1 protein-coding gene is annotated in these 421 nt (G+C 34.2%); it reads right to left on the bottom strand.

Features of this window, described 5'->3' with window-relative positions; genetic code table 11:
* The coding region (locus AC066Y_RS43335; protein ID WP_478279151.1) for a glycosyltransferase at positions 1–421 on the bottom strand (421 nt) is incomplete at both ends.

Below are 421 nucleotides of genomic sequence, written 5' to 3'. Positions count from 1 at the left end.
GCCTAATCCAGAACCTACCGCTTCCATTAAGGTCAAACCGAACCCTTCACTTGTTGAAGCCGATACAAATAAATCATAGTTCACATAGATTTCATCTAACTTCTTATGACCTTTAAGTTGAATATAATCTTGTGCTTCATTTTCTTTAATGATTTCTTCAATTTTCGATCTTTCGTTACCATGACCATATATATCAAATGTTAATTTTGGCACTTTCTTTTTAGCTTTAATTACAGCTTTCGCAATCCAATCTACATGTTTTTCACTAGCTAACCTAGAAGCCGTAAGCATAGAATATCGCTTTCTTTCCCCAATTGGATAACTTAATTGATGTAGACTACCTACTGGGATAGTTCTGACACGAGGTTGATGTGATGTATATTTTTGGAATTGCTCGGATAAAACTTGATTTTGTAAATCC

This window comes from Bradyrhizobium sp. USDA3010, from assembly GCF_056429065.1.
The sequence above is the reverse complement of the archived record's forward strand: the minus strand, read 5'-3'. Positions and strand labels throughout refer to the sequence as shown.